This window comes from Streptomyces sp. AM25, from assembly GCF_058146165.1.
The window spans coordinates 162,167-188,044 of the sequence record NZ_JBKIWN010000004.1; the positions used below are offsets into that span (position 1 = coordinate 162,167).

The following is a 25,878-nucleotide window of genomic DNA, read 5'->3' on the forward strand; positions in this document are numbered from 1 at the left end:
GCCCTGCCCGTTTCTGCACCGAAGAGTTCTGATGCGCAAGAAGACCGCCATAGTCGTCGGCCTCGCTGCCGCCGCGACCCTCGCCGCCCCGCTGCCCGCCGGGGCGGCCACCGCCCACTCCCGGCCGGCCGCCTGCCCGCAGCTGGACACGAAGCTGCCCTGGTACGGGGACAACCGCGCGAAGCTGCAGAAGATGATCGACGAGCGCGGCACGTGCTCGGGCAAGGGCGGCCCCCGTCCCGTCGCGGCCTTCGACTGGGACAACACCGTCGTCAAGAACGACATCACCGACGCCACGCTCGCCTGGGCGCTGCAGCACGACAAGATCCTGCGGCCGAAGTCCTGGAAGGACACCAGTAAGTGGCTGACCCCGGCCGCCGACGAGGCCCTCACCCGGGCCTGCGGCACCACCGTGCCGGCCGGCCGCCCGCTGCCCACCTCCCGCAACACCGCCTGCGCCGACGAGATCTTCGAGATCCGCGAGAAGTCGCAGACCATGAGCGGCGCCGCCGCCTTCGCCGGGGACTGGAACCACCGGCGCACCGTGCCCGCGTACGCCTGGATCCCGCAGCTCTTCGCCGGGCACACCCCGGCCGCCCTGACCTCCTTCGCCCGCAAGGCCCGCGCGGAGCAGCTGGCCGCACCCGTCGGCAGCACGCAGACGGTCGGCACGCACAAGCTCGCCGGCTACGTGCGCTACTACGACCAGCAGAAGGACCTGATCCGCACGCTCAAGAAGGCCGGATTCGACGTCTACATCGTCTCGGCCTCCTCCGAGCCGATCGCCGAGGCCTGGTCGGGCGGCGTGGGCATCGACCGCAAGCACACCATCGGCATCCGCAGCATCGTGCAGAAGGGCCGCCTGACCACCGGGATCCGCGGCTGCGGCGACGTCCCGGACGGGAAGGGCGAGGCGCTGCCGTACATGGACGGCAAGCGGTGCCTGATCAACCAGGAGATCTTCAAGATCAAGGGCGCGAAGGCGTGGGAGCGGCAGGACGCCGCGCACCGCATCGCGCTCGGCGCGGGCGACGCGGACACCGACGTGACGTTCGTCGGCGACGCGACGGGCGCCCACGTCGCGATCAACCGGAACAAGGCCGAGCTGATGTGCCGGGCGTACGACGACGCGGACGGGCGCTGGGTGGCGAACCCGATGTTCATCGACCCGATGCCGCGGAAGCGGGACGCTTACGCGTGTGCGACGAGTGCGTACACGGCGCCGGACGGGTCGCACGGGCCGGTGCGGCGGGCGGACGGGTCTGTGGTGCCGGATCAGATGGACGGGGCGTTCTGACGTAGGGGCCCGTAAGGGGGGCGGGGAACTGCGCGCTCAGCCACGATGCGTCCGCAGCCGAGGTCCTCGGGGCTTCGCGCCCCGAACCCCGCGGTAGTGCGTCGGCTGCGGGCCGGTGGGGGCTGGTCGCGCAGTTCCCCGCGCCCCTGACGGGGCGCGGAACCTCTCAGAGGAACGTGTACCCCTCGCCCCGATACGTCGGCACCGTCTCCGTGACACGGTCCCCGTCGATCAGGTGCAACGCGGCGAAGCGCTCGCACAGTTCGCCCGCCTTCGCGTGCCGGAACCACACCTTGTCGCCGATCAGCAGGTCGTCGGCGGCCTGGCCCAGCAGCGGCGTCTGCACCTCGCCCGCGCCCTCCTGCGGCGCGAGGCGCAGGCCCGCCGGGAGGTACGGGACCGGCAGCCGGTCGCGGCCCGGCGCGCCGGAGGCGGGATAGCCGCCGCCGAGCACGGTCACCACGCCCACGCCCGGGCGGCGCACCACCGGCAGGGCGAACAGGGCCGCCGGGCGGCCGCGGAAGGACGTGTAGTCGTCGAAGAGGCGCGGCACGAACAGCCCCGACCCCGCGGCGACCTCCGTCACCGCCGCCTCGGCCGCGGTGTGCTGCACGCTGCCCGTGCCGCCGCCGTTGACGAACTCCAGGTCCGCCACCGCCCGCACCGCCGCCACGGCCTCCGCCCTGCGGACCGCGAGCTCCCTGCGGGCGGCGGCCTGCATCAGCCTCACGGCCCGGGCCCGTACCGGGTGCCCGGCCGGGGCATCACCCACACCGGCCACGTGGGCCTCGTACGCCATCACCCCCACCAGCCGCACCCCCGGCCGGCGCCCGACGGAGCGCGCCAGCTCCGCCAGGCGCTCCGGGTCGCGCACCGGGGAGCGCAGCGCCCCCAGCCGCACCCGGCCGCCGAGCAGCCGCAGCGAGGTGTCCAACTCCAGGCAGACCCGCACCTCTTCGCGCCCCGCGCGGGCGGACTCGACCAGGGCGAGCTGGGCCGGGTCGTCGATCATCACGGTCACCGCGCGCGCCAGCCTCGCGTCCGAGGTCAGCTCGGCGAAGCCCGCCCGGTCCGGGGACGGGTAGGCCAGCAGCACGTCGTCGACGCCCGAACGCGCCAGCCACAGCGCCTCGGCGAGCGTGTAGGCCAGCACCCCCGAGAACCCGTCCCGGGCCAGCACCCGCTCCAGCAGCGCCCGGCAGCGCACCGACTTGCTCGCCACCCGCACCGGCTTGCCCCGCGCCCGGCGCACCAGGTCGGCGGCGTTGGCGTCGAAGGCCCGGAGGTCGACCACGGCCAGCGGCGCGCTCAGACCGCCCGTGGCCCGGTCGTAGCGGGCCCGGTCGGCGGCGGAGCCGGTGACGCGTCGTGCGGTCGCTGACGGCATGGGCGCAGCCTGCCAGAGCCGATCAGCACTGAACAGAGGCCGCGCGAGGCCGGATGGCCGGGGCCGCCGGAGGCCCCGTAGAGTGGCGCGGACGTCCGGCCGTGGAGCCGCGGCGGCGAGATGTCGTGATACGAACCGGCCTGCCCCGAAAGGCGATCGGGCGATACGGCGAGCCGGCTCGCGAGGGGGAGCACAGGGTGAGCACCGAAGCGGACGCCCCGCCCTGCCCGGCGGCACCGCCCCGCATCCCGCCGTACCCCGCCCGCCCGCCGCGGCGCACCACCGGACGCACCGTCGCGGCGGCCGTGTGCGGGGTGCTCGGCACGGGGCTCATCACCGGGGCCCTCGCCGGGAGTTGGCTCGTGAACGGGCCGGACGCGCCGTCCGCGGCCGAGGCCGCCTACGTGCGCGGCGCCACCCGCTGGCAGGAGGTGCCCGTCGACCGCCTCTTCCCCCCTGCCGTCCACAGCGACGCGGCGGGCCCCGGCGGCGCCGCCCGCGACTGGACACGCCTCGGCGTCGCCCCCGACGGCGGCTGCACCGACGCCTTCGACCCGCTGCTGGCCAGGGCTCTGGCACCGGTCGGCTGCCGGCGCCTGCTGCGCGCCACCTACGCCGACGCCACCTCCACCCGCGTCACCACCGTCGGCCTCCTGATCACGGACACCGGCCGGGCGGGCATGCGCGCCCTCAACGACCGCTTCTCCGACGAACACCTCGACGAGCGCACGGACCTGATGCCCCGCCCCTACGCCCCCGCCGGTACCGTCGCCGGGAACTTCGGCGACGCGCAGCGCGCCAGCTGGCGCATCACGGTGCTCATGGACCTCCCGGCCGTGGTCTACGCGGTCACCGGTTTCGCGGACGGCCGCACCGGCGTCCCGCCCCAGTCGGCCCCCGCGGCCGCCGACCCCGGCGCCACGACCGTCGTCGCCCAGGCGGGACTGGGCGACGACGCGACGGCACTGGCCACGCAGCTGGAGCGCGGCTACCGCGAGGCGGCCCGCACGGCGGACGGGGAGACCCCGTGAGGGCCCGCGCCCTGACCGCCGTCGCCACTGCCGCCGCGCTCGTCGTCCTGACCGCGGGGCCGGCCGGCGCCGATGCGATACGGGACCAGGAGTGGGCGCTGGACGCCCTGCACGTCCAGGACGCCTGGCGGACGACCAAGGGCGCCGGCGTCACCGTCGCCGTCCTCGACACCGGGGTCGACGAGGGCCACCCCGACCTGCGCGGCCGGGTGCTGCCCGGCAAGGACTTCATCGGCTTCGGCGCCGCGCCCGGGGACCGCACGTGGGCGCGGCACGGCACCGCCATGGCCGGCATCGTCGCCGGGCGCGGGCACGGCAGGGACGACGGCGACGGCGTCGTGGGCGTCGCGCCCGAGGCCCGGATCCTGCCGGTGCGGGTGATCCTGGAGGACAACGACCCCGCCCGGCCCAAGGCCCGCAGCTCGCGCGGCGGCGCACTCGCGGACGGCATCCGCTGGGCCGCCGACCACGGCGCCGACGTGATCAACCTGTCCCTCGGCGACGACAGCGACACCGCCCACCCCGAGCCCGGGGAGGATGCCGCGGTCCAGTACGCCCTCGCCAAGGGCGCCGTCGTCGTCGCCTCGGCCGGCAACGGCGGGGAGCACGGCGACCACGTCTCCTACCCGGCCGCCTACCCCGGGGTCATCGCCGTCACCGCCGTCGACCGCTACGGCAACCGCGCCGCCTTCTCCACCAGCCGGTGGTACGCCGCCGTGAGCGCGCCCGGCGTCGACGTTGTGATCGCCGACCCCGACCGCCGCTACTACGAGGGCTGGGGCACGAGCGCGGCGTCCGCCTTCGTCTCGGGCTGCGTCGCCCTGATCCGCGCCGCGCACCCCGGGCTGAGCCCGGTGCAGGTGCGGCGGCTGCTGACGTCAACGGCCCAGGATGCACCGGCCGGGGGCCGCAACGACGGGGTGGGAGCGGGGCTGGTGAACCCCGCGGCGGCCATAGCGGACGCTCCGCGCCAGGGCCGCGACGACCTGGCACCACGGGCGTACGGGGCCCGGTACTTCGGGTCGGGGACGGGGCCACGCCCGGGCGCGGCCGGGGACACCGGCCCCCGCACGGCGGCGGTGCTTGCCGGGGTGGCGGGGGCGTTGTTGCTGGGCGCCGCCTTTGCCTTGCGGCGACGGTGATCGGGGGTACCGCGGGGTGGTTGCTGCCCGGTGGTCGGGTTGTGCCCACCCTCCCCCAGCTACCGCTGGGAGGTGCCCCCAGCCCTGCGGAACGATTGCCCACAACCAGGGGGTGCGCCCCGTAAGGGGCGCGGGGCTGTTGCGATTTGCGGCTCCGCCGCGTGGGCGCGATCAGCTACGAACGACCCGCAGCCGACCGACCCCACCACCCCCGATACCCTGGCCCCCGTGGCCCTCAAGAACATCCCTGACCCCGGTTTCGCCGACGACGACGGCTCTGCCGACCCCGCCCTCGCGGAGGCGTTGACCGCATGGGCGGCGGACCCGGCGCAGGAGGACCGCGTCCTCGCCGCCCTCCGCGGCGCCCGGCTCCTCGTCCCCGTCGTCGCCGTGCTCGGCGAGGTGGAGACCGGCCCGGACGGACTCAAGCGCGAGAAGACCAGCGACATGGCCGTCCCCACCCTGCAGGCCCCGGACGGCCGCAAGGCGCTGCCCGCCTTCACCTCCCTGGAGACGCTGGCCCGCTGGCGGGCCGACGCCCGCCCCGTGGCCGTGCCCCTGCACCAGGCGCTGCAGGCCGCCGCGCACGAGAAGGCGGACACGATCGTCCTCGACCTCGCCGGCCCGGTGACGTACCCGCTGACCGGCCGGGCCCTGCTCGCCCTCGCCGAGGGCCGGCAGAGCACCGACCCCCTGGCCGACCCGGCCGTCGCGGAGGCGCTCCGCGCGGTGCTGGCCGCCGAGCCCGGCGTGCTGCGCGCCCATCTGGCCCCATCCGCCGAGGCCGACGGAACCCTGGCCCTCGCCCTGGTCCCGGGCACGGTGCCCGGCGAGACGGTGCCGCGGGTGGCCGAGGCCCTCGCGGCCGACGAGGTGCTGCGCGCCCGCCTGGTGCGCGGCCTGGACCTGGCGCTGCTGCCGCCGGAGGCGGCGGTCCCGGGGGAGCCGCTCTTCAGCCGCTGATCTCCGACAGGCGACCCGGGGCGGACCGTCCGACAATGCGAGAGGGACGGTCCGCGAGATCCAGGAGGTCGCCATGGTCGCCCTGAAGCTGGACACCCTGCAGTTGAATCCCGTGAAGACCCGCGCCATCGCGTCCGAGTTCCTCGGGACCCTGCTGCTGGTCTTCTTCGCCGTGGGCTCCGCCGTCCTGGCGGCCGACTACATCGGAGTGCTGGGCATCTCCCTGGCCTTCGGCTTCACCCTTCTGGCCCTGGCGTACGCGCTGGGCCCGGTTTCGGGCTGTCACGTCAACCCGGCGGTGACGCTGGGGATGCTGGTGGAGCGGCGGATCACGCTGCACACGGCCATCGAGTACTGGATCGCCCAGATCCTGGGCGGCATCGTCGGAGCGGCGATCCTGTTCCTGCTGGCCAAACAGGTGCCGGGGCTGAAGACCAGCGGCTCCTTCGGCAGCAACGGCTTCGGTGACCGCTCCGCCGTGCACATCAACACGGGCGGTGCGTTCCTCGCGGAGGTCGTCCTGACCTTCCTGCTGGTCTTCGTCGTGCTCGCGGTGACCCACAAGATCGCCCTGGTGGGCTTCGGCGGCCTGGCCATCGGCCTGGCCCTCGCGGTGATCCACCTGGTCGGCATCCCGCTGACCGGCACCTCGGTGAACCCGGCCCGCAGCATCGGCCCCGCCCTCTTCGCGGGCGGCGGCGCACTCTCCCAGCTGTGGCTGTTCGTGATCGCGCCCCTGGTGGGCGCCGTGCTGGCGGCGTACGCGCACCGGCTCACCCATCCGCCGCAGGCCCCGGTCCTGGTCGCCGACGAAATCGCCTCCGGCACCTACGAGGCCCCGCCGGGCCACCTGACGGGCAAGCCGGAGGGTTGAGAGCACCCGCGCGACCGGCCACAGCCGGCCCGCACCCGAAGATCAGGCGTAGACGGGCCCGGTGAACTTCTCCCCGGGCCCCTGCCCAGGCTCGTCGGGCACGACACTGGCCTCGCGGAACGCCAGCTGCAGCGACTTCAGTCCGTCGCGCAGCGGCCCCGCATGGAAGTTGCTGATCTCGGTGGCGCTCGCCGTCACCAGACCGGCCAGCGCAGTGATCAGCTTCCGCGCCTCGTCCAGGTCCTTGTGCGCGTCGCCCTCCTCGGCCAGGCCCAGGTTGACCGCCGCCGAGCTCATCAGGTGCACCGCCACCGTGGTGATCACCTCGACCGCGGGCACCTCCGCGATGTCACGGGTCAGGGAGTCGAAGTCGGGCTTCTCGCCGGCGGGGGTCGCGTCGTTCATGCCGCACACGATACGTGCCGTCACCGAATCGGTTCGCCACGGGTTGGGCCCTCTGCTCCACAGCTGGTAAAGTGGTCCTTCGACCGGCTGGACACGTGCGTGCCCGGCCCACAAGTGGAGGCTCCGAACTCCCACCTCGCCGACCCCGGGTCGGCAGGTCGTTCCGGTCAGGCGGTGGCCATCGTTCCGTACGGACGATGGAGCCGCCCGATGCGCCCCGCGGCTTTCCGTGGCGGTGTTCCGGTTTATTGGAGCCCCGCCTGTGCCGTCCGGGGCATTTTTTGTGCACCGGCGCGGTTGGTCCGTACGTACAACAGACGCGGCTGTCCGCCGGACGGCCGTGTGGTGCTACCGAGGAGGATCCATCAGCGCCGAGCCCCGCATCAACGACCGGATTCGCGTTCCCGAGGTGCGACTTGTCGGTCCCAGCGGCGAGCAGGTCGGCATTGTGCCGCTTGCGAAGGCCCTGGAGCTTGCGCAGGAGTACGACCTCGACCTGGTCGAGGTGGCGGCGAACGCACGCCCGCCGGTCTGCAAGCTCATGGACTACGGGAAGTTCAAGTACGAGTCGGCCATGAAGGCCCGTGAGGCGCGCAAGAACCAGGCGCACACGGTCATCAAGGAGATGAAGCTCCGGCCGAAGATCGACCCGCACGACTACGACACCAAGAAGGGTCACGTCGTCCGGTTCCTCAAGCAGGGCGACAAGGTCAAGATCACGATCATGTTCCGTGGTCGCGAGCAGTCCCGGCCCGAGCTGGGCTACCGACTGCTGCAGCGCCTCGCGGAGGACGTCCAGGACCTGGGTTTCGTCGAGTCGAACCCCAAGCAGGACGGCCGCAACATGATCATGGTCCTCGGTCCGCACAAGAAGAAGACCGAGGCGATGGCCGAGGCCCGCGAGGCGCAGGCCGCCCGCAAGGCCGGCCGCCAGGTCGGCGCTGCGGACGACGCGGACGCCGCCGAGGAGCCTGCAGAGGCGTGATCCCGGGGCCCCGCCCCGGATCGCCCCGGGGTGAGAGCCCCGGACAGCAATCGAAACAGCTGACGCTCGTTCGTGCCCGCCCCCCGGCGGGCCGGAGCGCCACCGACGAGGAGATACGGCGCGATGCCGAAGAACAAGACGCACTCCGGTGCCAGCAAGCGCTTCAAGATCACTGGCTCCGGCAAGGTCCTGCGCGAGCGCGCCGGCAAGCGCCACCTGCTCGAGCACAAGTCGTCCAAGCTGACGCGTCGCCTCACCGGCAACGCCGAGATGGCCCCGGGCGACGCCGCGAAGATCAAGAAGCTTCTCGGCAAGTGACGCCCTGCACCCCGCACGCGGGGTGCGCGTCCGACCGGGACCCATTCGATTTCCGGGTCGCGTGAGAATCCACCGCGACCCCGCTACAAGGAGTTAACAAGTGGCACGCGTCAAGCGGGCAGTCAACGCCCACAAGAAGCGCCGGGCGATCCTCGAGCAGGCCAGCGGCTACCGCGGTCAGCGCTCGCGCCTGTACCGCAAGGCCAAGGAGCAGGTCACCCACTCCCTGGTCTACAACTACAACGACCGCAAGAAGCGCAAGGGCGACTTCCGTCAGCTGTGGATCCAGCGCATCAACGCCGCTGCCCGCCAGAACGGCATGACGTACAACCGCCTCATCCAGGGTCTGAAGGCCGCCAACATCGAGGTGGACCGCAAGATCCTGGCCGACCTCGCGGTCAACGACGCCAACGCGTTCGCCGCGCTCGTCGAGGCTGCCCAGAAGGCGCTGCCGGCCGACGTGAACGCCCCGAAGGCCGCCGCCTGATCCGGCGCCCCACGGCATCCGAGCGGACCCGCAGGCCCCCGCGGCCTGCGGGTCCGCTGCCGTCTGTCACCCGGCGCGCGCCCGCGCCCGTACGCCCCACCCAGTGAAGTGAGCCGCCGCCCATGGGCACCCCCGAGCTGATCTCCCCGCGCTCCCCCCGTGTCGTCGCCGCCCGGCGGCTGGCCCGGAGAAACTTCCGGGTCAAGGAGCGCCGGTTCATCGCCGAGGGCCCGCAGGCCGTCCGCGAGGCCATCGAGCACCGCACCGCGGGCGAGCCCACCCTCGTCGAGCTCTTCGCCACGGCCGAGGCCGCCGTGCGGCACTCCGAGATCATCGAGGCGGCGCTGGCGGCCGGGGTCCGGGTGCACCACGCCACCGACGAGACGGTGGCCGACATCTCGCAGACCGTGACCCCGCAGGGCCTGGTCGGCGTCTGCCGCTTCCTGGACACCCCCTTCGACGAGATCCTGGCCGGCCGGCCCCGGCTGGTGGCCGTCCTCGCCCACGTCCGCGACCCCGGCAACGCCGGCACGGTGCTGCGCTGCGCGGACGCGGCCGGCGCGGACGCCGTCGTGCTGACGGACGCCTCCGTGGACCTCTACAACCCCAAGTCGGTCCGCGCCTCCGTGGGCTCCCTCTTCCACCTGCCGGTCGCCGTGGGCGTCCCCGTCGAGCAGGCCGTGCGCGGGCTGCAGGGCGCCGGGGCCCGGATCCTGGCCGCCGACGGAGCGGGCGACCGCGACCTGGACGCCGAGCTGGACCAGGGCGCCATGGGCGGCCCCACCGCCTGGATCTTCGGCAACGAGGCCTGGGGGCTGCCGGAGGAGACCCGCGCACTCGCCGACGCCGTGGTGCGCGTTCCGATCCACGGAAAGGCCGAGAGCCTCAACCTCGCCACGGCCGCCGCCGTGTGCCTGTACGCCTCCGCCCGTGCGCAGCGCGCGTCCGGAGGGTGCCGCTCCGTGACCTCCAGCTAGTAGGGTGGCGCTCCTGGGGCTCGGGAGGGGTGTCGGGTGATGAACGTCAGGACGTCCGGGAACGCGGCCGGGCGCTCGGCGCCCGCGGTCGCCGACGGGCCCCTGCCGCACCCCGACGACCTGCCGGACGGCCTGGTCGTCGCCGACGAGACCGGCCGCGTCACCTGCTTCAACGCCGCCGCCGCCCGGATCACCGGCCTCTGCTCCGCCGAGGCGCTCGGCCGGCCGCTGGAGAAGGCCCTGCCGCTGGAGGACCTGGACGGCCGCCGCTGGTGGGCCCTGACCGACCCGTACGGCGGCCTCGCCATCCGGGCGGGCCAGCCGGAGCGGAATCTGCTGCTCCCCGGCGGCCGCCAGGTGCTGGTCTCCGCCCGGTACGTGCGCGAGGAGCCGACCGGGCGCGTGGTGCGCGTGGTCGTCCAGCTGCGCGGCACCGAGGCGCGCCGCCGCACCGAGGCCAGCCACGCCGAGCTGATCGCCACCGTCGCCCACGAGCTGCGCTCGCCGCTGACCTCGGTCAAGGGCTTCACCGCCACGCTGCTGAACAAGTGGGAGCGGTTCACCGACGACCAGAAGCGGCTGATGCTGGAGACCGTCGACGCCGACGCCGACCGGGTCACCCGGCTGATCGCCGAGCTGCTCGACATCTCCCGGATCGACTCCGGGCGGCTGGAGGTGCACCGCCAGCCCGTCGACATCGTCGCCGCCGTGCACCGGCACATCGCGGCGCACACCCGGGCGGGCCAGCCGCGCGAGCGTTTCGTCGTCAAGGTCGCCGACCAGCCGCTGCCCGCGCTGTGGGCCGATCCGGACAAGGTCGACCAGGTCCTGGGCAACCTCCTGGAAAACGCCGTGCGCCACGGCGAGGGAAGGGTGACCATAGAGGTGGCACCGGCTCTGTTGACCGCGCGGAGGGAGGGGACGGCCGTGACGGTGAGCGACGAGGGCCCCGGCATCCCCGAGGAGTCCATGACGCGCGTCTTCACCCGTTTCTGGCGCGGCAGCAAGCGCGGCGGCACGGGCCTGGGCCTCTACATCGTCAAGGGCATCATCGACGCCCACGGCGGGACGATCACGGTCGGGCGGGCCGCCCGCGGCGGCGCCCTGTTCCGATTCACCCTGCCCGTGGGCGCCCCGGCCTTCCTGGACCGGCTCTGACCCAAGCCCACGGGCCGCCCCCCTCCACGCGCCCCTTAGACTCGACCTTTGGCACCTTTGGCACCGCCTCGGTCCAAAGCCGTCGGGGCGAAGCCGCGCAGCGCAGCGAAGCCAGCCAAAGCCAATCGGAAGCACGGGAAGAGATGTCGGCACCCAATAAGTCGTACGACCCTGTCGAGGTCGAGGCACTGAAACCGGATGAGATCGAGCGCATGCGGGACGAGGCGCTCGCCGCCTTCGCCGCCGCAGCGAGCCTCGACGCCCTCCACGAGGCCAAGGTCGCGCACACCGGCCCCGCCTCCCCGCTCGCCCTCGCCAACCGCGAGATCGGCGCCCTGCCCCCGCAGGCCAAGGCCGAGGCCGGAAAGCGCGTGGGCATGGCCCGCGGTGCCGTCAACAAGGCCCTCGCCGCCCGGCAGGCCGAGCTGGAGGCCGAGCGCGACGCCCGGGTGCTGGTCGAGGAGGCGGTGGACGTCACTCTGCCCCACGACCGCATCCCGTCCGGCGCCCGCCACCCGATCACCACGCTCTCGGAGCGCATCGAGGACGTCTTCGTGGCCATGGGCTACGAGGTCGCCGAGGGCCCCGAGGTCGAGGCCGAGTGGTTCAACTTCGACGCCCTGAACATCGCCAAGGACCACCCGGCCCGCGCGATGCAGGACACCCTCTTCGTCCAGGGCCCGGACCAGCAGGCGGAGTCCGAGGTCGTGCTGCGCACGCACACCTCGCCCGTGCAGGTCCGCACCATGCTGGACCGCGAGCCGCCCATTTACGTGATCTGCCCGGGCCGCGTCTACCGCATGGACGAGCTCGACGCGACGCACACGCCGGTCTTCAACCAGGTCGAGCTCCTCGCCATCGACGAGGGCCTGACCATGGCCGACCTCAAGGGCACCATCGAGCACATGGTGCGCTCCCTGTTCGGCGAGGGTCTGACGACCCGGCTGCGCCCCAACTACTTCCCGTTCACCGAGCCGTCGGCCGAGCTGGACATGCAGTGCTACGTGTGCCGCGGCGCCTCGGCGGGTGACCCCGAGCGCCCCTGCCGCACCTGCTCCAGCGAGGGCTGGATCGAGCTGGGCGGCTGCGGCATGGTCAACCCGCGCGTGCTGATCGCTGCGGGCATCGACCCGGAGAAGTACAGCGGCTTCGCGTTCGGCTTCGGCATCGAGCGACTGCTGATGTTCCGCCACAACGTCGAGGACATGCGAGACATGGTCGAGGGTGACGTCCGCTTCACCCGGCCGTTCGGGATGGAGATCTGATGCGCGCCCCGCTTTCCTGGCTGCGGGAATACGTCGACCTGCCGGCCGGTGAGACCGGCCGGGACGTCCAGGCCAAGCTCATCGCCGCGGGCCTCGAGGTCGAGCGCGTCGAGCAGCTCGGCACCGACCTCACCGGCCCGCTGGTGGTCGGCCGCGTGCTGACCATCGAGGAGCTGGAGGGCTTCCGCAAGCCGATCCGCTTCTGCACGGTCGACGTCGGGCAGGCCAACGGCACCGGCGAGCCGCAGGAGATCGTCTGCGGCGCCCGCAACTTCGCCGTGGGCGACAAGGTCGTCGTGGCGCTGCCCGGCGCCGTCCTGCCCGGCGACTTCGCCATCGCCGAGCGCAAGACCTACGGCAAGGTCTCGCGCGGCATGATCTGCTCGGGCGACGAGCTCGGCCTGGGCGACGACGGCTCGCACGGCATCATCGTGCTCACCCCGGAGCACGAGGTCGGCACCGACGCGATCGAGCTGCTCCAGCTCGTCGACGAGGTCCTCGACATCGCGGTCACCCCCGACCGCGGCTACTGCCTGTCGATGCGCGGCATCGCCCGCGAGGCCGCCATCGCCTACGGCCTGCCGCTGCGCGACCCGGCCCTGCTGGACGTCCCGGCGCCCAACGCCCACGGCTATCCGGTGCAGATCGCCGACCCGGCCGGCTGCAGCCGTTTCACCGCGCGCACGGTCACCGGCATCGACTCCGAGGCCCGCTCGCCGATCTGGCTGCAGCGCCGGCTGCAGAAGGCCGGCATGCGCCCGGTCTCGCTGACGGTCGACATCACCAACTACGTGATGCTCGAGCTCGGCCAGCCGCTGCACGCCTACGACCGCTCGCGGCTGGACGGCCCGATCGGCGTGCGCCGTGCGCAGCCCGGCGAGAAGCTCACCACGCTCGACGGCACCAAGCGCGTCCTCGACGCCGAGGACCTGGTCATCACGGACAACCGCGGCCCCATCGGCCTCGCGGGCGTGATGGGCGGCGCCGACACCGAGATCGCGGACCACGGGGCGGTGCAGAGCTCCTCCGAGGTCGTCGTCGAGGCGGCGCACTTCGACCCGGTGCCGGTCGCCCGTACCGTGCGGCGCCACAAGCTGACCTCCGAGGCGTCCAAGCGCTTCGAGCGCGGCGTCGACCCGCAGGCCGCCTCCGCCGCGGCCCAGCGCACCGTCGACCTGCTGGTGCTGCTGGCCGGCGCCACGGCCGAGGCCGGCGTCACCGAGATCACCGCGCCCAGCGCGCCCCGCACGATCGCCGTCCGTGCCGACCACCCCGACCGCGTGGCCGGCGTGGCGTACGGCCGGGAGACCGTCGTCCGCCGCCTCCAGCAGGTCGGCTGCGACGTCTACGGGCAGGACGAGCTGATCGTCACCGTGCCCAGCTGGCGCCCCGACCTCACCGACCCGAACGACCTGGCCGAAGAGGTCATCCGGCTCGAGGGCTACGAGAACCTGCCCGCCACCCTCCCGCAGCCGCCCGCCGGGCGCGGCCTGACGAACCGTCAGCGCCTGCACCGCCGGGTGGGCCGGGCGCTGGCCGGTGCCGGGTACACCGAGGTGCTCAACTACCCCTTCTTCGGGGACGAGGCGCTGGACCACCTGGGCCTGGAGGCGGACGACGCGCGCCGCACCGTGGTGCGCGTGGCCAACCCGCTCTCCGACACCGAGCCGGCCCTGCGCACGACCATGCTGCCGGGGCTGTTCGCGGCCCTGCGCCGCAACGACGGCCGTGGCGAGCACGACCTGGCGCTCTTCGAGACGGGCCTGGTCTTCCTGCCCACCGGCGAGGAGGCCACCCCGGCCCGGCTGCCGATCGACCGCCGCCCGACCGACGAGGAGATCGCCTCGCTCGACGCCGCGCTGCCCCGGCAGCCGCGCCGTGCGGCCGTCGTCCTGGCCGGTGCCCGCGAGCAGGCCGGCTGGTGGGGCAAGGGCCGCCCGGCCGGCTGGGCGGACGCCGTCGAGGCGGGCCGCACGGTCGCCCGCGAGGCCGGCGTCGAGCTGATCGTCCGCCAGGACCAGACGGCGCCGTTCCACCCGGGCCGCTGCGCCGCGCTGTTCGCCGTGGTGGACGGTGCGGAGACGCTCGTCGGCAACGCCGGTGAGCTCCACCCGCGCGTCACCAAGGCGTTCGGCCTGCCGGAGCGCACCTGCGCCATGGAGATCGACCTCGACCTCCTGGAGCGGGCGGGCACCGGTCCGGTCGAGGCCCCGCACGTGTCGGCGTTCCCGGTGGCCACGCAGGACGTCGCGCTCGTCGTGGACGCCTCGGTCCCCGCGGCCGACGTCGAGGCGGCGCTGAAGGACGGTGCGGGCGAACTCCTGGAGTCACTGCGGCTGTTCGACGTCTTCACCGGCGAGCAGCTGGGCGAGGGGAAGAAGTCGCTGGCCTACGCGCTGCGCTTCCGCGCCGCCGACCGCACCCTGACCGCCGAGGAGGCCACGGCCGCCCGCGAGGCCGCGGTGCAGTCGGCCGTCGAGCGGACGGGCGCGGTCCTGCGCGGCTGACGCCCGCTTCCCGACGCAGTGCCCCAGGGCGCCCCGGTTCTCCGGGGCGCCCTTCGCTATACCGCACTTCTGTCAGTCAACGCCTGCTGAATATCACTCAATAGGGTGGAACCGGGGCGACATCACCTTCCCCAGGCCGGAATGCGTCGGCGAGAATCGGCCCGTCGTTGCGCTAGGGGGACCGACGGAATGATCCGTACCGGGGCTCTTCTGCGGTGCCGACGGGCTCTCGTCTATGTCCTGCCCGGGCTCTGGGTGTCCGGAGTGCTGGCCTGGGAATGCGTGAGCCCCCTGGGCACCGAGTTCATGCAGCTGCTCGCAGCCGCGCCCGCCATCGCCTGTGCTGGCACCGGCCGCCGCCGGTGCGTCCTGCTCGGAGGGCTCTGCGCGCTGCTCGCCCTGCTGCCCGTCGGCCCGGTCGCCCGGGCGGGGGCCGCCGCCCGGCTCGGCACGTGCTGCGCGATCCTCGCCGTCGTCGTCGCCAGCTATCTCGCCAGCGGCCGCAGGCTGCGGCTGCTCGGCGAGCTGGAGCGGGTCCGGGAGGTCGCGGCCACCGCCCAGCTGGCCGTGCTGCGCCCGCTGCCGCCCCGGATCGAGGGCATCACCCTGGCCGGCGTCCACCTGTCGGCCAGCGAGGGGGCCCTGATGGGCGGGGACCTCTACGAGGTGCTCGCCACCCCGCACGGCGTGCGCCTCGTCATGGGCGACGTGCGCGGGCACGGCATCCCCGCCATCGCCACCGTCGCCGCGCTGCTCGGCTCCTTCCGCGACGCCGCGCACGACGAGGCCGAACTGCCCGACGTGCTGCGCCGCTTGGAGCGTGCGCTGCAGCGTCACCTGACCGAGAAGGCGCGCTCCGGCCCGCCGGAGACCGAGGACTTCGCCACCGTCCTGCTGCTGGAGGTGCGCGAGGAGGGCCGCGTCGCCGCCCTCAACTGCGGGCACCCCTGGCCGCACCACCTCACCCGCACCCCGGACGGCACCGCGCGGGTCGTCGCCCTGCAGCCCGGCGAACCCCTGCCCCCGCTGGGGCTGTTCCCGCTCCCCGCCGAGCTTCCCCTGGTGACCCTGCCGCCGCTCGCGCCCGGCGACGCCCTGGTGCTGCACACGGACGGCGCCGAGGACGCCCGCGACCGGTCCGGCCGGCTCTTCCCGCTGGCCGGAGCCCTGGCGGACGCCATCCGCAGCGCCCCGCCGGCGCCCGCGGCGATCGTCGAGCGCGTCAGGGCCGCCCTGCTGCGCCACACCCGTGGCCTGCTCGCCGACGACTTCGCCCTCCTCGCCATCGGCAACGACGGCCCGCGGCTGTCCGGTCCGCTCGCCCTGCCCTGTGGCCGGTCCTGAACCCCCGGGCACCGATGGCCCGTTCACACCCCGTGCGAACGGATCCCCACTACGCTGATCCCACCGAGCGCACCGGAGGGCAAGGATGGAGCCCAACACACTGCTCGACGCCGTCCTCGACGAGGCGGGGATCTCCCACGCCGGTCTGGCCGCCCACATCAACGCGGCGGGCCGGGCCCGGGGACTGGCGTTGCGTTACGAACACACCGCCGTCGCCCGGTGGTTGAAGGGCCAGCGGCCGCGCGGCCAGGTGCCGGACCTGATCTGCGAGGTCCTCGGCGAGCGGCTGCACCGCGCGCTGACCCTCGACGACATCGGCCTCGGCACCCCCGGCACCCCGAGGGCGCCCGGGACCCCGCTGTCCGGCTTCGTCGAGCGCGCCACCGCCCTGTGGCGCTCCGACGAACAGCAGCGGGAACACATCGTGCGGGCGCCCGCCGTCACGGGCACCCCCGCCGTCATCCCGGTCTGGGAGTGGGAGAACCCGCCCGAGGACGCCGACGTCTCCCGGCGCGGCCTGACCCGGGTCTCCATGGACGACATCGAGATGCTGCGTGCCGCCCGCACGCACTACGAGCAGATGTACCGCAAGGCCGGGGGAGTGGCGACCCGCGGCAGGGTCGTCGGCTTCCTCAACGCCGAGGCCGCACCCCTGCTGCGCGGCAGCTACTCCGACGCGATGGGGCGCCAGCTGCACCGCGCCACCGGCGGCCTGGTCGCCGTCGCCGGCATCTGCGCCTACGACTCCGACGCGCACGGACTGGCCCAGCGCTACTTCCACCAGGCGCTGCGGCTCGCCAAGGCCAGCGGGGACCGGGGGCTCGGGGCGTACGTCATAGCGCTCCTCGTCAACCAGTCGCTCTTCATGGGGGAGTACCGGCAGGCGGTCGCCTTCGCCGAGTCGGCGCTGCGGGCCGCGGGCCCGCAGCTCACCCCGGCGCTCGCCGCCGACCTCTACGCCATGCAGGCCAAGGCCTACGCCCGGCTCGGGGACGGGGCCGGGGCACTGGCCTGCATCCGGCGCGCCGAGTCCGCCGCCGAGCACATCCACCGCGGCCAGGAGCCCGCCGAGACCGGCTATGTGCAGCCGGGGCTGGTGAACGTGCAGGTGGCGGAGGCCCTGTTGAGCCTCGGTGACCTCGGACCCGCCCGTGAGCACGCGGACCGGGCCGTCGACACCCCCGCGCACGACCGGGGGCGTGTCCACCGGCTCGCCATGCTCACGCACATCGAGCTGCGTCAGGGAGACGCGGACAAGGCGGTGGCCACCGCACGGGAGATGACCGAGCAGGCGAGAGGCATGGAGTCGCAGCGCTTACGGGACCGGCTCCGGGCGGTGCGCGAGCACCTGATCGAAAGCGGGTGCGCGGCCACGGCCGAGGCCGCCGAGATGATCGACGGGGCGTTGCGCGTGCCCTTGTGACCCTGGTGAGGACAGCCCCCGGGAGGTGGCCACCTCGGCGGAAGGTGGCAAGCACGTGCGCTGGAAAAATCTCAGGGAGCTGACCGTCTACGAGAACCGATGGTTCCGGGTCAATCTCGCGGACGTCGAACTCCCCGACGGCCGCCACCTCGACCACTTCCTCATCAGGTTGCGGCCCGTCGCCGTGGCCACGGTGGTCAACGAGGCCAATGAGGCCCTGCTGCTGTGGCGGCACCGCTTCATCACGGACAACTGGGGCTGGGAGCTGCCGGCCGGCGTCGTCGACGACGGCGAGGACATCGAGAGCGCCGCGGCCCGGGAGATGGAGGAGGAGACGGGGTGGCGGCCGGGGCCCCTGCGGCATCTGATGTCCGTCGAGCCGTCCAACGGGCTCACCGACGCCCGTCATCACATCTACTGGGCGGACGAGGCGGAGTACATCGGTGACCCGGAGGACGCCTTCGAGTCGGACCGTCGCGAGTGGGTGCCGCTGAAGCTGGTGCCCGACCTCATCGCCCGGGGCGAGGTGCCGGCGGCCAACATGGCGGCGGCCCTGCTCCTGCTGCACCACATCCGGCTCGGCTGAGCGGGCCGGTAACGGGGACAACGGGGACCACGGGGGCCGCAGGATGAATCACGCACACCCCGCGCTCATCGGCCGGACGCCTGCCACACGGCGACCGCCAGGCCGGCCAGGCCGGTGAGCGCGGCCAGCGACGGCAGGGGCCACCGGCCGTGCTCCAGGGCCCGCAGCCGCCCGGCCATCTCCTCCAGTTCGTGCTCCGCCTGTTCGCTGCGCTGGGTCAGCAGAGCGAGCCGGCCGTCGATGCGGACGACACCCACATCTAAGCTGCGCCGGAGCTCCGCGAGCTCAGCCGCCTTCGCGGCCGTGTGCTCGGGATGGATGGTCACGGTCCGTACCCCTTCCGGAAGGTGAATCTGCTGCTTGCCTGCTGAGGCGAGTCAACCGCGTCGGAGGGCGGGGCGGGAGCGTGTGCGGAGGGTGTTCGCGGGTCAGCGGCGCACACCCCGTGTGAAGGGGGGCGCGCCGGCCCGGGACGGTTCAGTAGGTGTAGAAGCCCGAACCGGTCTTGCGGCCCAGACGGCCCGCGTCGACCATCCGCTGCAGCAGCGGGGGAGCGGCGTACAGCGGCTCCTTGTACTCGGCGTACATGCTGTCGGCCACCGAGGCGACGGTGTCCAGGCCGATCAGGTCGGAGAGCTTGAGCGGGCCCATGGGGTGGGCGCAGCCGAGCTCCATGCCGTTGTCGATGTCCTCGCGGCTGGCGATGCCCGACTCGAACATCCGGATCGCGGACAGCAGGTAGGGGATGAGCAGGGCGTTGACGACGAAGCCCGAGCGGTCCTGGGCGCGGATGCCGTGCTTGCCGAGGACCTGGCCGACCAGGCTGTCGGCGCGCTTGATCGTCTCCTCGGAGGTGGTCAGCGCCGGGATCAGCTCGACGAGCTGCTGCACCGGGGCCGGGTTGAAGAAGTGGATGCCGATGACCTGGTCGGGGCGGGAGGTCGCCACGGCCAGCTTGACCAGCGGGATGGAGGAGGTGTTGGAGGCCAGGATCGCGTCGGGCCGGGTCACCACCTGGTCGAGGACCTGGAAGATCTCCGTCTTCACCTGCTCGTTCTCCACGACGGCCTCGATGACCAGGTCGCGGTCGGCGAACTCGCCCAGGTCCGTGGTGAAGCTCAGCCGCTCCAGGGTGGCGTCCCGCTCCGCCTCGGTGATCTTGCCGCGCTCGGCGGCCTTGCCGAGGGAGTTGGTCAGCCGGGTGCGGCCCAGCTCCAGGGCCTCGCCGGTGGTCTCGGCGACCTTGACCTCCAGGCCGGCGCGGGCGCACACCTCCGCGATACCGGCGCCCATCTGGCCGCAGCCCACCACTCCCACGCGTTCGATGTCGCTCACATCGTGCCTTTCGGTCTTCGCTGATCCTGCACTGCACTCGTCTGCAGTGCACTCGTCAAGGACTCTCCGACGACGTTACCTCCGCAAGTGTGCGGTGCGGAGGGCCCTGGGCGGGCATGCTGATGCAGACGGTGTGACTGTTCTGACAGGGCGCATTCAAGGAGGCGCGCATATGGGGCGAATCACCCGAAGAGGGTTCGCCGTGGCTGCTGCCGGAGCCATGACGACCCTGCTGGCGGCCGGCGAGGCCGGGGCCCTGGAACCCGAGGGGCGGACCCGGTGGAAGCGGGAGTTCCGCGGCATGTGGACGGCGACCGTCGCCAACATCGACTGGCCCTCCCGGCCCGGCCTGCACCCGGAGCGCCAGCGGGCCGAGCTGCTCGCCCTCTTCGACACCGCCGTGGCCCGCCGGCTCAACGCCGTGATCCTGCAGGTCCGTCCGACCGCGGACGCCTTCTGGCCGTCCCGCTACGAGCCCTGGTCGGAATACCTGACGGGTCATCAGGGATGTTCGCCGGGCTGGGATCCGCTGGCCTTCGCGGTGCGCGAGGCGCACAAGCGCCGCCTGGAGCTGCACGGTTGGTTCAACCCGTACCGCGTGGCCAACCACACCGACCCGGGCCGGCTGGTGCCCACGCACCCCGCACGGGTGCACCCGGACTGGGTGCTGCCCTACGGCGGCAAGCTCTACTACAACCCCGGCCTGCCCGAGGTCCGCCGCTTCGTCCAGGACGCGATGCTGGACGCCGTCTGGCGCTACGACCTCGACGGGGTGCACTTCGACGACTACTTCTACCCCTACCCCGTCTCCGGCCAGGTCTTCGACGACACGGCGGCCTACCGGCGCTACGGCGCCGGCTTCCCCGACCGGGCGGCCTGGCGGCGCGACAACATCGACCGGCTGGTCCGGGAGACGGGCGAGCGCATCAAGCACCGCAAGCGGCACGTGCAGTTCGGCATCAGCCCGTTCGCCGTGTGGCGCAACCGCACGACGGATCCCCGGGGTTCGGACACCCGGGCCGGCGTGCAGACCTACGACGACCTGCACGCGGACACCCGCTCATGGGTCCGCAAGGGGTGGATCGACTACATCGTCCCGCAGGTCTACTGGGAGATCGGCAACCGCGCCGCCGACTACGCGAAGCTCGTGCCCTGGTGGGCGGAGACCGTCCGCGGCACGGGCGTGCACCTCTACATCGGCGAGGCCCTCTACCGCGCCGGCGACCCCGCGCAGCCCGCGCCCTGGCAGGACCCGGCCGAACTCTCCCGCCACCTCACGCTGGACGCGGCCCACCCGGAGGTGCAGGGGAACGTCTACTTCTCGGCCAAGGAGGTGGTCTCCGACCCGATCGGGGCGATGGCACGCGTGGTGCGGGACCACTATCCGCACCGCGCGCGCCCGCCACGCTGAGCAGGATGCCTGTCAGGCCTTGCCCGAGGCCTTGCGGTGGTCGACGACGGAGTCGGGCCCGGGAGACATGATCGTCTCGTGCCCGTTCTCCGACCTGACCCGGTACGGCGGATTGCCCTTGGGCCCCAGCACCTCCACGATCTCCACGACGTGGTCCTGCTGCCCGACCACCCTGCCGTGCACCACCAGCCGGTCGCCCTTGCTCGCATGCATCGACGGTGCCCCTTCCGATGAGGTTGGACACGTGCCCTGTGGGAATGCTGCCAAGTCTACGGTGAGCGCTGCGTCACCGCGATGCAGACGAGCACCCCCACTGCGGCGGCCGGCGCCGCCGGGGACAGTCGCTCGCCCAGCAGGGCCACCGACCAGACCAGCGTGAGCAGCGGCTGCGCCAGCTGCAACTGGCTGGCCCGGGCCACCCCGATCGCGGCCATGCCGCGGTACCAGACGACCATGCCCAGCAACTGCGAACCCAGCGCCAGCCACACCAGCCCGGAGACCGCGTGCCGGCCGAGCCGCACCGGCTCGGCGGTCAGCGCGGCGGCCGCCCCTGCGACGGCCACGGGCAGGCAGAGGACCAGGGCCCAGCCGACGACCTGCCACCCCGGCATCTCCCGGGCGAGCCGCCCCCCTTCGGCGTAACCCGCGGCGCAGACCGCCAGGGCGGCGAAGAGCAGGAGGTCGCCCCGGGAGGGCGCCCCGCCGCTCTGCAGCAGGGCGAAGGCGACGACCACGGCCGCCCCGGCCAGCGCCGCCGCCCAGAACGTGCGCGGGTGCCGGGTACGGGTCCGCACCGCCGCGTACGCCGCCGTGGTGAGCGGCAGCAGGCCCACCACCACGGCCGCGTGCGAGGTCGTCGAGGTCTGCAGGGCCAGCGTGGTCAGCAGCGGGAAGCCGACGACGACGCCGCCCGCCACGATGCACAGCCCGCCCCAGTGCCGGCGCGGGGGCACCCGCGCGCGCAGCGCCAGGAGGGCGCCGAGCGCCGCCAGCCCCGCCAGGGTCATCCGGCACGCGGTCACCGACCACGGCCCGAACCCCTCCAGGGCCCAGGCGGTCGCCGGGAAGGTCAGCGAGAACGCCACCACGCCGAGCGCGGCCAGTAGCGTTCCTCCGTTCACCGCTATCGCACTGCTGTCGATAGCGCTATCTTGTGCTTTCATGAGTGAGCCTAACAGCGTGGCAATACTGGCCGGCGCTCTCCGCATCGAGCTCGACCGCTACTCGCCGGGCGAGAAACTGCCGTCCAGCCGGGCCCTCGTCGAACGCTTCCGGGTCAGCCCCGTCACCGTCACCCGTGCGCTGGCCGCCCTGGCCGCCGAGGGCCTGGTGGTCACCCGGCCCGGCGCCGGCGCCTTCCGCGCGGAACGGGCCGGACGGCCCGCCCGGAGCGGCGACACCTCCTGGCAGCAGATCGCACTCAGCGCGGAGACCGGCGAGGAGGCGGTCCCCCGCTCCGTGGACGCCTCCGGCGTGCTCGCCACTCTCGCCGAACCCCCGCCCGGCGTCATCGAGTTGCACAGCGGCTACCTCCACCCGGTCCTGCAGCCCGAGAGCGCGATGGCCGCCGCCCTCGGCCGGGCCGGGCGCCGCCCCGGGGCGTGGGGCCGCCCGCCCGTCGAAGGAGTCGGCGAGCTCCGGGCCTGGTTCGCCCGCGAGATCGGCGGCCCCTCCGGCACCCTCGCCCCCTCCGACGTCCTGATCACCGCGGGCGGCCAGAGCGCCCTCACCACCGCGCTGCGCGCCCTGGCCCCGCCCGGCGCCCCCGTGCTCGTCGAGTCCCCCGCCTACCCCGGCATGCTCGCCGCCGCCCGCGCCTCCGGGCTGCGCCCCGTGCCCGTACCCGCGGACGACCGGGGCGTACGGACCGACCTGCTGGAACGGGCCTTCCGGGCCAGCGGCGCCCGGGTGTTCGTCTGCCAGCCGCTCTTCGCCAACCCGACCGGCGCCGTCCTGGCCCCCGAGCGGCGGCAGGAGGTCCTGCGGGCGGCCCGCGAGGCCGGGGCGTTCGTCGTCGAGGACGACTTCGCGCGCCGCCTGGCCCACGAGGACGCCCCGCCGCTGCCGCCCGCCCTCGCCGCCGACGACCCCGACGGCATCGTCGTCCACGTCTGCTCGCTCACCAAGTTCACCTCGCCCAGCCTGCGCGTGGGCGCCCTCGCCGCCCGGGGCCCGGTCCTCGACCGGCTGCGGGCGATCCAGGTCGTCGACAGCTTCTTCGTGCCCCGCCCGCTCCAGGAGGCCGCCCTCGAACTCGTCGGCTCGCCCGCCTGGCCCCGCCACCGGCGCGCCGTCGCCGCCGCCCTGCGCACCCGCCGCGACGCACTGCTCTCCGCCCTGCGCCGGGAACTCCCGGAGACCGCCGTGGACTTCGTGCCGCCCGGCGGCTTCCACCTCTGGGCACGCCTCCCCGACGGCACGGACGAACACGCCCTGGCCGCGGCCGCCCTGCGGGCCGGCGTCGCCGTCGCCCCCGGCCGCCCGTACTTCTCCGCCGAGCCGCCCGCGCCGCACGTCCGCCTGAGCTTCGCCGGCGTGGCGGGCGCGGCGGAGCTGGAGGAGGGGGTGAACCGGCTGCGTACCGCCCTCAGTTGAGCGCCCGGTCCTCCTGCTCCACGATCCGGGCCACCGCGGCCCGCAGCCACCGGTGGGCGGGATCGGCGTCGACGCGGACGTGCCAGGCCATGCCGGTGGCGACCGGCGGCAGGGGCAGCGGGATCTCCCGCACCCGCAGCGGCATCACTCCGGCCGCCCGGACGGCCACCGCCTCCGGCAGCAGGGCCAGGGCGTCGGACTGCAGCACGAGGAAGCAGGCCGTGACGAAGGACGGCACGGTCGCCAGGACCCGCCGGGTCAGGCCGAGTTCGGCCAGCCGCTCGTCGACGACGCTGTGAGCCCTGCCGCGCCGGGAGGAGACGACGTGCGGGACCGCGGCGAAGCGCTCGACGGTGAACGGCTCGTCCGCCCACGGGGCGCCGGTGCGTTCGACGGTGGCGTGGCGGTGCCGGGAGAGCGGACTGCTGCGCACGTCGTGCGGGAGACCGGGCAGGGCGCCGATGTCCAGGTCGATGCGGTCGCGCAGGTCCGCCGGGTCCTCGTCGCCCTCGGGCAGGATCCGCAGCCGGATGCCGGGCGCCTCCTGCGCGATGCGCTCGGTGAGCGCGGGGCCGAGGACGACGGCCAGCCCGTCGTTGGTCCGCAGCGTGAACTCCCGCTCCACGGTGGCGATGTCGACGGGCTGCGGCGGCCGCAGCGCGGCCAGCGCCCCGAGCAGCGCCGCCTCGACCTGCGGCCGCAGCTCCAGCGCCCGCGGGGTGAGCGTCAGCCTGCGCCCCGCCGGCACCAGCAGGGGATCCCCGACCACCCGGCGCAGCCGCCCCAGGGTGCGGCTCATGGCGGAGGCGGACACGTTCATCTCGGCGGCGGCGCCGGTGACGCTGCTCTCGCGGAGCAGGGCGTGGAGGGCGGGGAGGAGGTTCATGTCGGGGAGTTGCATGGAGTGCAACTCTAATGTGCTCATTCGGAACTTGTGGGCAAGTGTCAGTGCCGCTCACCATGAACGGGTGATCGACAGCAAACACCGCAACACCGCGCTCCTGGTCGCGGGATGTTTCTTCATGGAGAACCTCGACGGCACGATCGTGTCGACCGCCGCACCCCGGATGGGTGCCGCACTGGGTGTCGCCCCGACGGCGATCGGCTTGGTGGTGACGGCCTATCTGGTCACGCTGGCGGTCCTGATACCGCTCAGCGGCTGGCTGACCGCCCGCTTCGGCCCCCGGCGCGTCTTCCTCGCGGCCATCGCCCTGTTCACCGTGGCCTCGTTGGGCTGTGCGCTGAGCACGAGCCTCGGCCGGCTCGTCGCCATGCGCGTCCTGCAGGGCGCCGGGGGCGCGATGATGGTGCCGGTGGGGCGGCTGATGGTGGTGTCCGGGGCGGACAAGCCCGACATACCCCGGCTCATCGCGTACATCGTGTGGCCCGCCCTGGTGGCACCCGTGATCGCGCCGCTGCTGGGCGGCCTGATCACCACGTATGCGAGCTGGCCCTGGATGTTCCTCCTCAACATCCCCCTCGGGATGCTGGCGTTCACCGTCGCGTGGCGCCTGATCGACGACGAGCCGGGCCGTGCGGCTCCGCCGCGGCTGGACCGGACCGGTGTCCTGCTGACCTCAACGGGCCTGGGCGCGCTGACCTGGACGGCACATCTGTTGTCGGATCCGCATGCGCAGTGGACGCCGGTGGCCGTGTTCGGCGCGTTGTCCGTGGTGCTGCCGGCCGCTGCGGCAGGGCACTTGCTGCGCACCCGACACCCGCTGGTCGACCTGCGCACCCTGCGGATCCCGGCCTTCCGGGCGTCGGTGTCCGGCGGCTCACTGTTCTGGATCACGGTCGCTGCGGTCCCGTTCCTGCTGCCGCTGCTCTTCCAGGAGGCCTTCGGCTGGAGCGCGGTGAAGTCTGGTGCGGTGGTGCTGTTCGTCTTCGTCGGCAACATCGGGATCAAGCCGGCGACGACGCGGCTGCTCCAACGCTTCGGCTTCCGGCCCCTGTTGGTGACCGCCGCGGTGGGCGTCGTCGTGACGACGGCCCTGTGCGGGTTCCTGACCGCCGGCACGCCGGTCGTGCTGATCGCCGCCCTGGCCGTGGTGAGCGGCGCGGCCCGCTCGCTGGGGCTGACGTGCTACCAGGTCATCGCTTTCGCGGACGTCCCGCAGGAGCGGATGCGGCATGCGAACACCTTCCAGGCGACGGCCCAGCAGGCGGCGGCCGGCCTCGGTGTGGCGGCGGCCACGGTGGCCCTCCGCGCGGGGGATTGGCTGCGGCCGGGTGCCGCGTACGGGGTGGCCTTCTGCCTGCTGGCGCTGGTGTCAGTGGGGGCGGTGGCGGGCGCGGTGCGGCTGCGGCCGGGTGCGGGGAACGCGGTGCGCCCCGAGAAGCTCAGCCCGGCCCGCGTCTGAGGCCCGAGAGGGTCCGGGGGCGAAG

25 protein-coding genes are annotated in these 25,878 nt (G+C 73.7%); 18 read left to right on the forward strand and 7 right to left on the reverse strand.

Features of this window, described 5'->3' with window-relative positions; translation table 11 throughout:
- Nucleotides 1-31 precede the first annotated feature (31 nt).
- Complete coding sequence (locus tag ACLHRZ_RS06860; protein ID WP_490417364.1) at nt 32-1,297, forward strand: HAD family hydrolase; 1,266 nt, start codon at nt 32-34, stop codon at nt 1,295-1,297.
- A 166-nt stretch (nt 1,298-1,463) separates the two neighbouring features.
- Here the strand turns inward: ACLHRZ_RS06860 and ACLHRZ_RS06865 are convergent, their stop codons facing one another.
- On the reverse strand, nt 1,464-2,684 hold the full coding sequence (locus tag ACLHRZ_RS06865) for an alanine racemase (RefSeq protein WP_490417365.1): 1,221 nt from the start codon (nt 2,682-2,684) through the stop codon (nt 1,464-1,466).
- Nucleotides 2,685-2,881: 197 nt separating this feature from the next.
- On the opposite strand from ACLHRZ_RS06865, the gene ACLHRZ_RS06870 reads away from it, so the two are divergent.
- The 4 genes from ACLHRZ_RS06870 to ACLHRZ_RS06885 all read left to right on the forward strand — a co-directional run bounded on the left by ACLHRZ_RS06870 (nt 2,882) and on the right by ACLHRZ_RS06885 (nt 6,694).
- On the forward strand, nt 2,882-3,715 hold the full coding sequence (locus ACLHRZ_RS06870) for a hypothetical protein (RefSeq protein WP_490417366.1): 834 nt from the start codon (nt 2,882-2,884) through the stop codon (nt 3,713-3,715).
- The gene (gene mycP, locus ACLHRZ_RS06875; RefSeq protein WP_490417367.1) at nt 3,712-4,857 is read left to right on the forward strand and encodes a type VII secretion-associated serine protease mycosin; all 1,146 of its coding nucleotides are present in this window, start codon (nt 3,712-3,714) and stop codon (nt 4,855-4,857) included. Before ACLHRZ_RS06870 ends, mycP begins: the two co-directional genes overlap by 4 nt.
- 228 nt (nt 4,858-5,085) lie before the next feature.
- Nucleotides 5,086-5,820 (forward strand): SseB family protein, encoded by a 735-nt coding sequence (locus tag ACLHRZ_RS06880; RefSeq protein WP_490417368.1) that lies wholly within the window; start codon nt 5,086-5,088, stop codon nt 5,818-5,820.
- A gap of 73 nt (nt 5,821-5,893) precedes the next feature.
- The gene (locus ACLHRZ_RS06885; RefSeq protein WP_490417369.1) at nt 5,894-6,694 is read left to right on the forward strand and encodes an MIP family channel protein; all 801 of its coding nucleotides are present in this window, start codon (nt 5,894-5,896) and stop codon (nt 6,692-6,694) included.
- Nucleotides 6,695-6,736: 42 nt separating this feature from the next.
- Here the strand turns inward: ACLHRZ_RS06885 and ACLHRZ_RS06890 are convergent, their stop codons facing one another.
- Entirely contained in the window at nt 6,737-7,099 is a 363-nt protein-coding gene (locus ACLHRZ_RS06890) for a DUF1844 domain-containing protein (protein WP_490417370.1), read from the reverse strand.
- Between the two features lie 340 nt (nt 7,100-7,439).
- Between ACLHRZ_RS06890 and infC the strand changes: the two genes are divergently transcribed.
- The 10 genes from infC to ACLHRZ_RS06940 all read left to right on the forward strand — a co-directional run bounded on the left by infC (nt 7,440) and on the right by ACLHRZ_RS06940 (nt 18,149).
- Entirely contained in the window at nt 7,440-8,084 is a 645-nt protein-coding gene (gene infC, locus ACLHRZ_RS06895; protein ID WP_490417371.1) for a translation initiation factor IF-3, read from the forward strand.
- A gap of 123 nt (nt 8,085-8,207) precedes the next feature.
- A complete protein-coding gene (gene rpmI, locus ACLHRZ_RS06900) occupies nt 8,208-8,402 on the forward strand; it encodes a 50S ribosomal protein L35 (protein ID WP_171085849.1) in 195 nt (64 codons plus the stop codon).
- Nucleotides 8,403-8,502: 100 nt separating this feature from the next.
- Nucleotides 8,503-8,889 carry a 50S ribosomal protein L20 gene (gene rplT, locus ACLHRZ_RS06905; RefSeq protein WP_171085850.1) on the forward strand — a complete coding sequence of 129 codons (387 nt, stop codon included), beginning with the start codon at nt 8,503-8,505 and terminating at the stop codon, nt 8,887-8,889.
- A gap of 122 nt (nt 8,890-9,011) precedes the next feature.
- Nucleotides 9,012-9,866, forward strand: coding sequence for a TrmH family RNA methyltransferase (locus tag ACLHRZ_RS06910; RefSeq protein ID WP_490417372.1), 855 nt, complete (start codon nt 9,012-9,014; stop codon nt 9,864-9,866).
- A gap of 39 nt (nt 9,867-9,905) precedes the next feature.
- The gene (locus ACLHRZ_RS06915) at nt 9,906-11,024 is read left to right on the forward strand and encodes a sensor histidine kinase (RefSeq protein WP_490417373.1); all 1,119 of its coding nucleotides are present in this window, start codon (nt 9,906-9,908) and stop codon (nt 11,022-11,024) included.
- Between the two features lie 143 nt (nt 11,025-11,167).
- A complete protein-coding gene (pheS, locus tag ACLHRZ_RS06920; protein ID WP_490417374.1) occupies nt 11,168-12,289 on the forward strand; it encodes a phenylalanine--tRNA ligase subunit alpha in 1,122 nt (373 codons plus the stop codon).
- Complete coding sequence (gene pheT, locus ACLHRZ_RS06925) at nt 12,289-14,796, forward strand: phenylalanine--tRNA ligase subunit beta (protein WP_490417375.1); 2,508 nt, start codon at nt 12,289-12,291, stop codon at nt 14,794-14,796. The genes pheS and pheT overlap by 1 nt, the downstream gene beginning before the upstream one ends.
- A 189-nt stretch (nt 14,797-14,985) precedes the next feature.
- Nucleotides 14,986-16,140 (forward strand): PP2C family protein-serine/threonine phosphatase, encoded by a 1,155-nt coding sequence (locus ACLHRZ_RS06930; protein WP_490417376.1) that lies wholly within the window; start codon nt 14,986-14,988, stop codon nt 16,138-16,140.
- 85 nt (nt 16,141-16,225) lie between these two features.
- Nucleotides 16,226-17,563 carry a tetratricopeptide repeat protein gene (locus ACLHRZ_RS06935; RefSeq protein WP_490417377.1) on the forward strand — a complete coding sequence of 446 codons (1,338 nt, stop codon included), beginning with the start codon at nt 16,226-16,228 and terminating at the stop codon, nt 17,561-17,563.
- 55 nt (nt 17,564-17,618) lie between these two features.
- Complete coding sequence (locus ACLHRZ_RS06940; RefSeq protein WP_490417378.1) at nt 17,619-18,149, forward strand: NUDIX hydrolase; 531 nt, start codon at nt 17,619-17,621, stop codon at nt 18,147-18,149.
- 65 nt (nt 18,150-18,214) lie between these two features.
- Here ACLHRZ_RS06940 and ACLHRZ_RS06945 read toward each other — a convergent pair whose 3' ends face one another.
- Both ACLHRZ_RS06945 and ACLHRZ_RS06950 read right to left on the reverse strand, forming a co-directional pair.
- Complete coding sequence (locus tag ACLHRZ_RS06945; protein WP_490417379.1) at nt 18,215-18,475, reverse strand: hypothetical protein; 261 nt, start codon at nt 18,473-18,475, stop codon at nt 18,215-18,217.
- A 151-nt stretch (nt 18,476-18,626) separates the two neighbouring features.
- Nucleotides 18,627-19,484, reverse strand: a complete 858-nt coding sequence (locus tag ACLHRZ_RS06950) for a 3-hydroxybutyryl-CoA dehydrogenase (protein WP_490417380.1) — start codon at nt 19,482-19,484, stop codon at nt 18,627-18,629.
- A 172-nt stretch (nt 19,485-19,656) separates the two neighbouring features.
- Here ACLHRZ_RS06950 and ACLHRZ_RS06955 point away from each other — a divergent pair, with 172 nt between their 5' ends.
- Nucleotides 19,657-20,895 (forward strand): glycoside hydrolase family 10-like protein, encoded by a 1,239-nt coding sequence (locus tag ACLHRZ_RS06955; RefSeq protein ID WP_490417381.1) that lies wholly within the window; start codon nt 19,657-19,659, stop codon nt 20,893-20,895.
- 12 nt (nt 20,896-20,907) lie between these two features.
- Here the strand turns inward: ACLHRZ_RS06955 and ACLHRZ_RS06960 are convergent, their stop codons facing one another.
- A complete protein-coding gene (locus ACLHRZ_RS06960; protein WP_490417382.1) occupies nt 20,908-21,108 on the reverse strand; it encodes a DUF1918 domain-containing protein in 201 nt (66 codons plus the stop codon).
- 56 nt (nt 21,109-21,164) lie between these two features.
- Entirely contained in the window at nt 21,165-22,058 is an 894-nt protein-coding gene (locus tag ACLHRZ_RS06965; protein WP_490417383.1) for a DMT family transporter, read from the reverse strand.
- Between ACLHRZ_RS06965 and ACLHRZ_RS06970 the strand changes: the two genes are divergently transcribed.
- Nucleotides 22,057-23,490, forward strand: a complete 1,434-nt coding sequence (locus tag ACLHRZ_RS06970; RefSeq protein WP_490417384.1) for an aminotransferase-like domain-containing protein — start codon at nt 22,057-22,059, stop codon at nt 23,488-23,490. The two genes, ACLHRZ_RS06965 and ACLHRZ_RS06970, sit on opposite strands and share 2 nt — an antisense overlap.
- On the opposite strand, the gene ACLHRZ_RS06975 is transcribed toward ACLHRZ_RS06970, so the two are convergent.
- On the reverse strand, nt 23,483-24,391 hold the full coding sequence (locus ACLHRZ_RS06975; protein ID WP_490417385.1) for a LysR family transcriptional regulator: 909 nt from the start codon (nt 24,389-24,391) through the stop codon (nt 23,483-23,485). The genes ACLHRZ_RS06970 and ACLHRZ_RS06975 overlap by 8 nt on opposite strands.
- Nucleotides 24,392-24,458: 67 nt before the next feature.
- On the opposite strand from ACLHRZ_RS06975, the gene ACLHRZ_RS06980 reads away from it, so the two are divergent.
- On the forward strand, nt 24,459-25,853 hold the full coding sequence (locus ACLHRZ_RS06980) for an MFS transporter (RefSeq protein ID WP_490417386.1): 1,395 nt from the start codon (nt 24,459-24,461) through the stop codon (nt 25,851-25,853).
- Nucleotides 25,854-25,878 lie beyond the last annotated feature (25 nt).

Excerpts from the sequence above, each read along its gene's own strand:
- ACLHRZ_RS06885 (WP_490417369.1), top strand. The coding sequence starts at position 5,894 with ATGGTCGCCCTGAAGCTGGACACCCTGCAGTTGAATCCCGTGAAGACC.
- rpmI (WP_171085849.1), top strand. The coding sequence starts at position 8,208 with ATGCCGAAGAACAAGACGCACTCCGGTGCCAGCAAGCGCTTCAAGATC.
- ACLHRZ_RS06935 (WP_490417377.1), top strand. The coding sequence starts at position 16,226 with ATGGAGCCCAACACACTGCTCGACGCCGTCCTCGACGAGGCGGGGATC.
- ACLHRZ_RS06965 (WP_490417383.1), bottom strand. The coding sequence starts at position 22,058 with ATGAAAGCACAAGATAGCGCTATCGACAGCAGTGCGATAGCGGTGAAC.
- ACLHRZ_RS06915 (WP_490417373.1), top strand. The coding sequence starts at position 9,906 with ATGAACGTCAGGACGTCCGGGAACGCGGCCGGGCGCTCGGCGCCCGCG.
- ACLHRZ_RS06960 (WP_490417382.1), bottom strand. The coding sequence starts at position 21,108 with ATGCATGCGAGCAAGGGCGACCGGCTGGTGGTGCACGGCAGGGTGGTC.
- ACLHRZ_RS06860 (WP_490417364.1), top strand. The coding sequence starts at position 32 with ATGCGCAAGAAGACCGCCATAGTCGTCGGCCTCGCTGCCGCCGCGACC.
- ACLHRZ_RS06910 (WP_490417372.1), top strand. The coding sequence starts at position 9,012 with ATGGGCACCCCCGAGCTGATCTCCCCGCGCTCCCCCCGTGTCGTCGCC.
- ACLHRZ_RS06975 (WP_490417385.1), bottom strand. The coding sequence starts at position 24,391 with ATGCAACTCCCCGACATGAACCTCCTCCCCGCCCTCCACGCCCTGCTC.
- ACLHRZ_RS06890 (WP_490417370.1), bottom strand. The coding sequence starts at position 7,099 with ATGAACGACGCGACCCCCGCCGGCGAGAAGCCCGACTTCGACTCCCTG.
- ACLHRZ_RS06865 (WP_490417365.1), bottom strand. The coding sequence starts at position 2,684 with ATGCCGTCAGCGACCGCACGACGCGTCACCGGCTCCGCCGCCGACCGG.
- pheT (WP_490417375.1), top strand. The coding sequence starts at position 12,289 with ATGCGCGCCCCGCTTTCCTGGCTGCGGGAATACGTCGACCTGCCGGCC.
- ACLHRZ_RS06930 (WP_490417376.1), top strand. The coding sequence starts at position 14,986 with ATGATCCGTACCGGGGCTCTTCTGCGGTGCCGACGGGCTCTCGTCTAT.
- pheS (WP_490417374.1), top strand. The coding sequence starts at position 11,168 with ATGTCGGCACCCAATAAGTCGTACGACCCTGTCGAGGTCGAGGCACTG.
- ACLHRZ_RS06955 (WP_490417381.1), top strand. The coding sequence starts at position 19,657 with ATGGGGCGAATCACCCGAAGAGGGTTCGCCGTGGCTGCTGCCGGAGCC.
- ACLHRZ_RS06970 (WP_490417384.1), top strand. The coding sequence starts at position 22,057 with ATGAGTGAGCCTAACAGCGTGGCAATACTGGCCGGCGCTCTCCGCATC.